8 protein-coding genes are annotated in these 9131 nt (G+C 50.6%); 6 read left to right on the plus strand and 2 right to left on the minus strand.

What is annotated here, in order from left to right; translation table 11 throughout:
* Positions 1 to 1200, minus strand: a 1200-nt coding sequence (locus Q0V82_RS15890; RefSeq protein ID WP_374758558.1) for a cbb3-type cytochrome c oxidase subunit I, incomplete at its 3' end; no start/stop codon positions are given.
* Entirely contained in the window at positions 1200 to 2315 is a 1116-nt protein-coding gene (coxB, locus tag Q0V82_RS15895; RefSeq protein WP_297577317.1) for a cytochrome c oxidase subunit II, read from the minus strand. The genes Q0V82_RS15890 and coxB, both read right to left, overlap by 1 nt.
* Positions 2316 to 2499: 184 nt before the next feature.
* On the opposite strand from coxB, the gene Q0V82_RS15900 reads away from it, so the two are divergent.
* The 6 genes from Q0V82_RS15900 (at position 2500) to Q0V82_RS15925 (ending at position 8997) form a co-directional block, all read left to right on the plus strand.
* Positions 2500 to 3267, plus strand: coding sequence for a DUF2189 domain-containing protein (locus tag Q0V82_RS15900; RefSeq protein ID WP_297577319.1), 768 nt, complete (start codon positions 2500 to 2502; stop codon positions 3265 to 3267).
* A gap of 151 nt (positions 3268 to 3418) precedes the next feature.
* On the plus strand, positions 3419 to 5017 hold the full coding sequence (locus tag Q0V82_RS15905; protein WP_297577321.1) for an ABC transporter substrate-binding protein: 1599 nt from the start codon (positions 3419 to 3421) through the stop codon (positions 5015 to 5017).
* Between the two features lie 92 nt (positions 5018 to 5109).
* Entirely contained in the window at positions 5110 to 6120 is a 1011-nt protein-coding gene (locus tag Q0V82_RS15910; protein WP_297577323.1) for an ABC transporter permease subunit, read from the plus strand.
* Between the two features lie 6 nt (positions 6121 to 6126).
* Positions 6127 to 7032, plus strand: coding sequence for an ABC transporter permease subunit (locus tag Q0V82_RS15915; RefSeq protein WP_297577324.1), 906 nt, complete (start codon positions 6127 to 6129; stop codon positions 7030 to 7032).
* A gap of 8 nt (positions 7033 to 7040) precedes the next feature.
* A complete protein-coding gene (locus Q0V82_RS15920) occupies positions 7041 to 8024 on the plus strand; it encodes an ABC transporter ATP-binding protein (RefSeq protein WP_297577326.1) in 984 nt (327 codons plus the stop codon).
* A complete protein-coding gene (locus Q0V82_RS15925) occupies positions 8017 to 8997 on the plus strand; it encodes a peptide ABC transporter ATP-binding protein (RefSeq protein WP_297577328.1) in 981 nt (326 codons plus the stop codon). The genes Q0V82_RS15920 and Q0V82_RS15925 overlap by 8 nt, the downstream gene beginning before the upstream one ends.
* The last annotated feature ends 134 nt before the right edge of the window (positions 8998 to 9131 follow it).

Here is a 9131-nt window from a genome sequence, read left to right on the forward strand (position 1 = left end):
GCTAAATAGCGCGCCAGCGACCAATACATAATGAAAATGCGCGACCACATAGTAGGTGTCTTGCATTTGCGTATCGACTGGCGCAATCGACAAAATCAAGCCGGAAAAGCCACCCACGGTAAACAAGCAAACAAAACCAATCGCAAACAACATCGGCGTTTCAAACGTCATACTGCCTTGCCACATCGTGGCAATCCAGTTAAAGACTTTGACTCCCGTCGGCACGGCAATCAGCAAGGTTAAAAACATAAAAAACAGTTGGGCGGTGGCCGGCATCCCCACCGCAAACATATGATGCCCCCACACCATAAACGACAAAATCGCAATCGAGCAGGTGGCGTAGACCATAGAAACGTAACCAAATAGCGGTTTACGCGAGAACACCGGAATAATCTGGCTGACAATCCCAAACGCCGGCAGCGCCATGATGTACACCTCGGGATGGCCAAAAAACCAAAAAATATGCTGAAACAGCACCGGGTCACCGCCGCCTGCTGCATTAAAAAAATGCGTACCAAAATGCCGATCCGTCAGCAGCATCGTGACCGCCCCCGCCAACACCGGCGCAACGGCAATTAATAAATACGCCGTGACCAAGGACGTCCAAGCAAATAACGGCATTTTCAACAGCGGCATCCCCGGCGCGCGCATATTCAATACGGTGGTAATAATATTAATCGAGCCCATAATCGACGATAAACCGAGCAAATGAATGCTAAAAATCGCCAAATCCATGCCCATGCCACTTTGAATCGATAGCGGCGGGTATAAAGTCCAACCGCCACCCGCCGCACCGCCGGGCACCAATAAAGAAATCAGCAACAAAGCGGCTGCGGGCGGTAACAACCAAAAACTCCAGTTATTCATCCGCGCAAACGCCATATCCGGCGCGCCAAGCATTAAAGGCAGCATCCAATTAGCCAAACCGGTAAATGCCGGCATAATCGCGCCAAAAACCATGATAATGCCGTGCAATGTGGTCAATTGATTAAAAAACTCGGGTTGCCAATACTGCAATCCCGGCTGAAATAACTCCGCCCGAATCCCTAAAGCCATAATGCCGCCGACAAAAAACATCGCTAAAGCAAAAAACAAATACAGCGTGCCGATGTCTTTATGATTGGTGGCATATAGCCAGCGCCGCCAGCCGTAGTTCATCGCGTCGTGGCCATGATTTAAATGCTCAGTTGCTGTCGTCATCATTCACCCTTTGTTCGCGCTGCACGAATTTCTGCTGGCATCACCAGATCCGCCCGATTACCCCAAGCCGTACGCTCATAGCTAATTGCCGCCGCCAGCTCAACATCTGACAAAGTGCCCCAACTTGGCATCGCATTCTTGCCATGGAGCACAATACGGATATGCTCAGCTTTCGCGCCGTTGGCGATTTTGGACCCAGCCAAAGCAGGGTATGCCCCGCCGCCTGCGCCATCGGCCTTATGGCAAGCGGCGCAATTGGCTTCATAAGCTTGCTTACCACGCTGCAATAATTCATCGCGCGTCCAGACTTTATTCGGATCATCGCGTGACGCTTTGGCTCTGGCTTGTTGCTGCGCTAACCACAAATCAAAATCCGCCTGCGAGACCACATTGACCACAATCGGCATAAAGCCGTGATCTTTCCCGCACAGCTCAGCGCATTGCCCGCGATAAGTACCGATCTTTTCCGCCTTAAACCAGGTGTCACGAATAAACCCCGGGATCGCATCTTGCTTCACCCCAAAAGCGGGCACACCCCAGCTATGAATCACATCGTTGCTGGTGGTTAAAATCCGGATTTTTTTACCGACAGGCACCACCAAAGGCTGATCAACTTCAAGCAAATAGTGTGGATTTTTTGCCTCACCTTGACTCTGGTAGTTCTCGATTTGCCCGCGCGGCGTCGCCAATTTACTTTTAAAGCCAAAACCATGATCCAAATAGTCATACGCCCAGTACCACTGATGGCCAGTGGCTTTAATCGTAAAATCAGCATCGTGGGTGTTTTTTTGCGCCAAAATCACGCTGGCAGCCGGCCAAGCCATGCCCAATAGAATGAGCGCTGGAATCAGCGTCCATAAAATTTCGACCAGGGTATTTTCATGAAATGGTTTGGCCACATGGCCGAGTGATTTTCTATGCCGCAAAATGGCATAAAACATAAAGCCAAAAACCAAGATAAAAATCAGCAAAATCAACAACATCAACCAACTATGTAAAGATTCAATTTGCTGGGCGATCCCTGTAACTGGCGGCTGGAACGTCCAGAACTCACCACTTGCTTTGGCATTTGCTGTCACTAGCACTGCCATTACCGCCGATAAAAACCAATGCATTTTTTTCCCCGTCCCAACTCATGCTTTCACACTAGCTGAGTTTTCATCAGGTGCAAGTCAGCAAAGGCAAATAAAAAAGTGCCCTGCAGCAAAATCCGCCTATCTGAAAGCAATGCTAACCACGCTAAAACTGACTATGAAAAAATAGTTGTTTTTTTACACTGTGTCTTGGGAGGACCTCACTATGGACTTACATTTAAATAAACTAGATCAGCATTTCACCTTGCCAGTAACGCGAAAAGTCGGCTTTCTGCGCCCTTTTTCGTGGATCAAGATGGGCTGGCAAGACCTCATCAAACACCCAGCGCCCAGCCTGCTGTATGGGCTGATTATTGCAATCACTGGCGCTTTATTACTGATGTTTACCCTGCAAGACGTACACCTCTATACCACCGCAATTACTGGCTTTTTATTGCTGGCACCGCTCGGTGCGGCGGGGATTTATGAACTGACTAGTGAGCGAGATGAGGGCCGTGAAACGTCTTTTTTACAATCCATTCACGACCTATATAAAAATGGTGGTCAGTTGGCTTTTTTAGGCCTTGTGTTGGCTTTTATTGCCATCTCTTGGGAGCGCACTTCGGCGGTCTTGTTTGCCTTAATGTACTCAGGGCAAATCATTGAAAAACAATCCATTGTTCAGGCTTTAAGCGGTGAATTTTTACCCTTTACACTGGCGTGGCTTGCCGGCGGTTTTGTGCTCGCTTGCTTTGTCTTTGCACTCACCGCAGTCTCAATCCCACTACTGGCTGATCGAGAATTAGATAGCGTCACGGCAATGATGACCAGCTTGCGCGCGGTGGCCGAAAACCTCCCCGCCATGGCCTTATGGGCAGGGCTACTCGTGGGATTCACTGCACTGGGTTTTGCCACATTTTTAATCGGCTTAATCGTGATCTTTCCCTTGCTAGGGCATGCCACTTGGTATGCTTACAAAGAACTGATAGAGTAAAATTACACCAATACTGCATCTTGACGTAAATTAAAATCACTGAAGCAGTGCGGGATAATCCTGATGTGGAGTTCTCTACTTAGCTATTAGCATGGGCCGTAAGATTGATATCAATCTACGGCTCATTTTCTTTTAAGCGGAGTAATACTCAATGCATCTCGAAGTACGCAAACTGATGTTAGCCACCACGCTGGCCCTGATGGCTGGCACCAGCATGGCAGCGAATAAAACGTTGATTTATTGCTCCGAAGCCAGCCCATCCGGTTTTGATCCAACCCGCCAAGTGACTGGCGGCGATTTTGACGCCTCAGCCGAAACCATTTTTAACCGCCTTACCGAATTCGAGCGGGGCTCGACGCAAATTCGTCCTGGCCTAGCTGAGAAATGGGAAGTCGCCCCTGACAATCTGACTTACACCTTCACTTTGAGAAAAGGCGTTAAATTCCACACCACGCCGTACTTCAAACCGACTCGTGATTTTAATGCTGATGACGTGATCTTTACCGTGCAAAGAATGATTGATAAAAATCATCCGTTCAATAAAGCTGCGCCGGCTGATTTTCCTTATGTTTCTGACATGAGTCTGGATACCAATATTGCCGCAGTCGAAAAAATCGACGCCAATACCGTCCGCATCAAGCTCAAAACTGTCGATGCCGCTTTCTTGCAAAACTTGGCGATGTCATTTGCCTCGATTCATTCTGCTGAATACGCCGATCAATTACTCAAATCTGGCAAAGCCAATCAAATCAATACCCAGCCAATTGGTACTGGCCCTTTTGTATTTCGCAGCTACCAAAAAGACGCCAATATCCGTTTTGACGGCAATAGCCAATATTGGCGCAAAGGCGAAGTTCAGCTGGATAAATTGATTTTTGCCATTACCACTGACGCATCGGTTCGTTATCAAAAATTGCAAAAAAATGAATGCCAAGTGATGGCCTACCCACGCCCAGCAGATATCAAAGCGATTCAAGCCAATCCAAAACTCAACTTGCTACAGCAAGCTGGTTTTAACTTAGGTTGGCTCACCTACAACGTACAGAAAAAACCTTTTGATAAGCTGGAAGTGCGCCAAGCACTCGATATGGCGATCAATAAACCCGCCATTTTAGCCGCGGTTTATCAAGGTGCTGGCCAGCCAGCGACCAATCCAATGCCACCAACACAATGGTCTTACAACAAAAAACTCAAAGACGCGCCATTTGATCCAGCCAAAGCCAAGGCGATGCTCGCCAAAGCCGGCGTTGCCGAAGGCACTGAAATCACCCTGTGGGCGATGCCAGTACAACGCGCCTACAACCCGAATGCCAAATTAATGGCCGAAATGATTCAATCTGATTGGGCCAAAATTGGCATTAAAGCCAAGATTGTCAGCTACGAATGGGGCGAATACATCAAGCGCGCTAAAGCCGGTGAGCATGATTCATTGATGATTGGTTGGACTGGTGACAATGGTGATCCAGACAACTGGCTTGGCGTGAACTTAGGCTGCGAAGCGGTCGGCGGCAATAATTATTCACGCTGGTGCAATAAAGAATTTGATACTTTAGTGGTTAAAGCACGCACGCTGAGCAATCAAGCCGAGCGCACTAAGCTGTACGAAAAAGCTCAAGACGTGTTCAAGCGTGAATTACCATTTACCCCCATCGCTCACTCGACGGTGTATCAACCACTGAGCAAATCAGTGCAAGGCTTCAAAGTCAGCCCATTTGGTCTGAATTCCTTTTATGGCGTGACCGTCAAATAATCTGCAATGCACCCAGCCTAAATGATTTTAGGCTGGGCTTTCTCCGTCCTATCGTCTAACCGCCCGTGCCTTTTCTCACGGGGAGAATGCCCATGTTCAGCTTTATCATTAAGCGTATTTCAGTCGCAATTCCCACCTTTTTGGGCGTCACGCTACTGGCTTTCGCCCTCATTCATATGATCCCCGGTGATCCGGTATTACTGCTGGTTGGCGAGCGCCGACTGGACCCTGAATTTTATCGCGCCGCCATGCAGCGCCTAGGCCTTGATCAGCCGCTCTATGTGCAATATTGGGATTATTTGCGCCAATTGCTGCAAGGCAATTTGGGCGAATCGATCGTGACGCACGAGCCGGTGATGAGCGAATTTCTTAAATTATTCCCCGCGACTGTCGAGCTGTCGATGGCGGCGATGCTGTTTGCCGTGGTATGTGGCCTCGCTGCCGGCATGCTGGCAGCGACCAAACGCGGCACGGTGATCGATCACACCGTGATGGGTGCGGCACTCACTGGCTACTCAATGCCGATTTTTTGGTGGGGGCTGATTCTGATTATGGTGTTCTCAGTCCACCTTGACTGGACGCCGGTTTCTGGCCGCATTGCCTTGGAATACGACATCCCAGCAGTGACCGGCTTTATGCTGATTGACACCTTGCTCTCCGGCGAAGCAGGCGCGTTTAAATCTGCAGTGATGCATTTGATTTTGCCGGCGATTGTTTTAGGCACCATTCCAATGGCGGTGATTGCGCGAATGACGCGATCGTCAATGCTCGAAGTATTGCGCGAAGACTATATCCGCACCGCGCGCGCCAAAGGGCTGAGCCGCTCGCGGATTATTATTGTGCACGCACTACGCAATGCCTTAATTCCCGTCGTCACCGTGATTGGCCTGCAAGTGGGCACCTTGCTCGCTGGAGCCGTGCTCACCGAGACGATTTTTTCTTGGCCGGGCATTGGCAAATGGCTGATTGACTCGATTTCTCGCCGTGATTATCCAGTGGTGCAAGGCGGTATTTTGCTCATCGCCACGCTGATTATTTTTGTTAACTTGCTGGTCGACATCCTGTATGGGGTGATCAATCCACGTATTCGCCATTCGAGATAAGCTTTTATGACTACCCCGACCATTGTTGTTGAAGCCCCGTTTTCTCACCCCTCGCCATGGACTGAGTTTTGGCAATCGTTTCGCGCCAATCGCGGCGCGCTGATTGCGTTAATTTATTTTGTTAGCTTGGTTTTATTGGCGGTATTTGCCCCTATCCTTGCCCCGCACAGCCCTATCGAGCAATACCGTGATGCATTTTTAACGCCACCGGCGTGGCTAGCAGGCGGCTCGTGGCAATTTATTTTGGGCACTGATGAAGTCGGCCGCGATATTTTATCGCGCCTGATGTATGGCGCACGCCTCTCGCTGACCATTGGCTTGGTGTCGGTGTTGCTGTCGTTAATTCCCGGCGTGATTTTGGGGCTGATTGCGGCGTTTTATCCGGGCAGAATTGGCGACGCCATTATGCGTTTCATGGATGTCATGCTGGCCTTGCCATCATTGCTGCTGGCCGTTGCAATTGTGGCAGTACTCGGGCCTGGCCTCACCAATACCATGCTGGCGATTGCCGTGGTGTCTTTACCATCGTATGTGCGCTTAGCGCGCGCTTCAGCGATGACCGAGCTACACAAAGACTATGTGATTGCCAGCCGCTTAGCTGGTGCCGGTCAATTGCGTTTGATGTTTAACACCGTGTTGCCTAACTGTATGGCGCCGTTAATTGTGCAAGCGACGCTGGGATTTTCGGCGGCAATTTTGGATGCTGCGGCGCTCGGCTTTTTGGGTTTAGGTGCACAACCACCGCTACCTGAATGGGGCACGATGCTCGCCTCGGCGCGTGATTACATCGAAAGCGCTTGGTGGGTGGTCACTATGCCCGGACTTGCGATCTTGATCACCGTGATTGCCTTAAATTTGATGGGCGACGGTCTGCGCGATGCGCTTGATCCTAAATTAAAAAAATTAGCGTAAGGCAAGGTATGAGTTTATTAGACATTCGCAAGCTCAACGTGACCTTTGGCCACGGTAGCAATCCATTTCGGGCGGTATCTGGGCTTGATCTGAGCATCAATAGCGGTGAAATTTTAGGTATCGTCGGCGAATCGGGCTCAGGCAAATCGGTCACCATGCTGGCGATGATGGGCCTGATTGACGCACCCGGCATTGTCACCGCCGACACTTTAAGTTTTGCCGGTCAAGATTTAATTGGCATGAAACCGGCGCAAAAAAGGCAAATCATTGGCCGCGATATTGCAATGATTTTTCAAGACGCGCTCACCAGCCTTAACCCCGCGTATACCGTGGGCGACCAATTAATAGAAACGCTCAAGCAACATACCCCACTACGCGGAGCAGCGCTCAAAGCGCGTGCTTTAGAATTACTTGAGCAAGTTGAAATCCCCGACGCCAAATCGCGCCTCAATGCCTATCCGCATCAACTATCAGGCGGAATGAGCCAGCGCGTGATGATTGCGATGGCGATTGCCTGTAAGCCCAAATTGCTGATTGCCGACGAGCCCACCACCGCGCTCGACGTAACAGTGCAAGCGCAGATTATGGAATTACTGGTTAATCTGCAAAAACAAAACGATATGGCGCTGATTTTAATCACCCACGATCTGGCGGTGGTGGCCGAAATCGCGCAAAAAATGGTCGTGATGTACGCCGGTGAAGTCGTCGAAACCAGCGCCACCGACACGCTATTTGCCACCCCACGTCATCCCTATACCCAAGCGCTACTGAGCTCGATTCCAGAGCACAGCAAAGGTGCGCGCCGCTTAAATACCCTCGCTGGCGTGGTGCCGGGGCAATACGATAGGCCGGCAGGTTGCCTACTTAGCCCGCGCTGCCTATATGCCAGCGCACACTGTGTATCGCAGCATCCGCCCTTAATACCTATAGCAGGTACCAGCGTGCGCTGCTTTACTCCATTAGATTCCAACGGTATACCTAGTCATGAGTGAAAATAATATAAGCCCTATTCTGCGCGCTGAACATTTATCGCGGCACTATAAAGTCGGCGGTGGATTCTGGCAAAGCGCCGACACTGTCAAAGCACTCAATGACGTTTCATTTGAACTGTTTGCCGGCAAAACGCTGGCCGTAGTCGGCGAATCGGGCTGTGGCAAATCCACGCTGGCGCGCCAGCTCACCTTAATTGAAACCCCCAGCGCTGGTCATTTAATTATCGACGGCATTGATATCGCCAGCGCCGATGCCAGCCAACTCAAAACACTGCGCCCTAAAGTGCAAATGGTGTTTCAAAATCCATTTGCCAGCTTAAACCCGCGCAAAACCATTGGCGACATGCTCAGCGAGCCTTTATTGCTCAATACCGAGCTCAGCGCCAGCGAACGCAAAGCCCGCGTGCACGACATGCTCAAAACGGTTGGCCTGCGTCCAGAGCACTATCATCGCTACCCGCATATGTTTTCTGGTGGCCAGCGTCAACGCGTCGCTATTGCCCGCGCCATGATGCTGCAACCGGCGATTTTGGTCGCCGACGAGCCAACCTCGGCGCTCGACGTCTCCATCCAAGCGCAAATTCTGAATCTATTTATGGATTTGCAAGAGCAACTGGGTACTGCCTATGTGTTTGTCAGCCACAATCTGGCGGTGGTTGAACACGTCGCCGACGATGTGATGGTGATGTACTTTGGTAGCACCGTTGAATACGGTCCAAAAACCAGTATTTTTGCGCAACCTTTGCACCCGTACACCCGAGCCTTAATGTCGGCAACGCCGGCGATTCGCGCCGAAAATCGACGAGAAAAAATTAAATTAATCGGCGAGCTGCCATCGCCAATTAATCCGCCATCGGGCTGCACCTTCCATACGCGTTGCCCCTACGCCAATGCCCACTGCCAAACCGCCGTCCCAGAGTTACGCCCCTTTGCCGGCAGAATGGTCGCCTGCCACCGTATAGAAGAAATCTAAGCCCCACCCGCCGCGCAACTCGCGGCGGCTCCAGCGTATTCCGTATTCCGTATTCCGTATTCCGTATTCCGTATTCCGTATTCCGTATTCCGCGCCTCGCTCCCCCACTCCCCCCTCCGGGCTCTTCTCCACCG

The sequence above is a fragment of the uncultured Deefgea sp. genome, from assembly GCF_947072475.1.
GTDB lineage: Bacteria > Pseudomonadota > Gammaproteobacteria > Burkholderiales > Chitinibacteraceae > Deefgea.

Coding starts and splice junctions, on each gene's coding strand:
- coxB (WP_297577317.1), bottom strand. CDS start 2,315: ATGCATTGGTTTTTATCGGCGGTAATGGCAGTGCTAGTGACAGCAAAT.
- Q0V82_RS15900 (WP_297577319.1), top strand. CDS start 2,500: ATGGACTTACATTTAAATAAACTAGATCAGCATTTCACCTTGCCAGTA.
- Q0V82_RS15905 (WP_297577321.1), top strand. CDS start 3,419: ATGCATCTCGAAGTACGCAAACTGATGTTAGCCACCACGCTGGCCCTG.
- Q0V82_RS15910 (WP_297577323.1), top strand. CDS start 5,110: ATGTTCAGCTTTATCATTAAGCGTATTTCAGTCGCAATTCCCACCTTT.
- Q0V82_RS15915 (WP_297577324.1), top strand. CDS start 6,127: ATGACTACCCCGACCATTGTTGTTGAAGCCCCGTTTTCTCACCCCTCG.
- Q0V82_RS15920 (WP_297577326.1), top strand. CDS start 7,041: ATGAGTTTATTAGACATTCGCAAGCTCAACGTGACCTTTGGCCACGGT.
- Q0V82_RS15925 (WP_297577328.1), top strand. CDS start 8,017: ATGAGTGAAAATAATATAAGCCCTATTCTGCGCGCTGAACATTTATCG.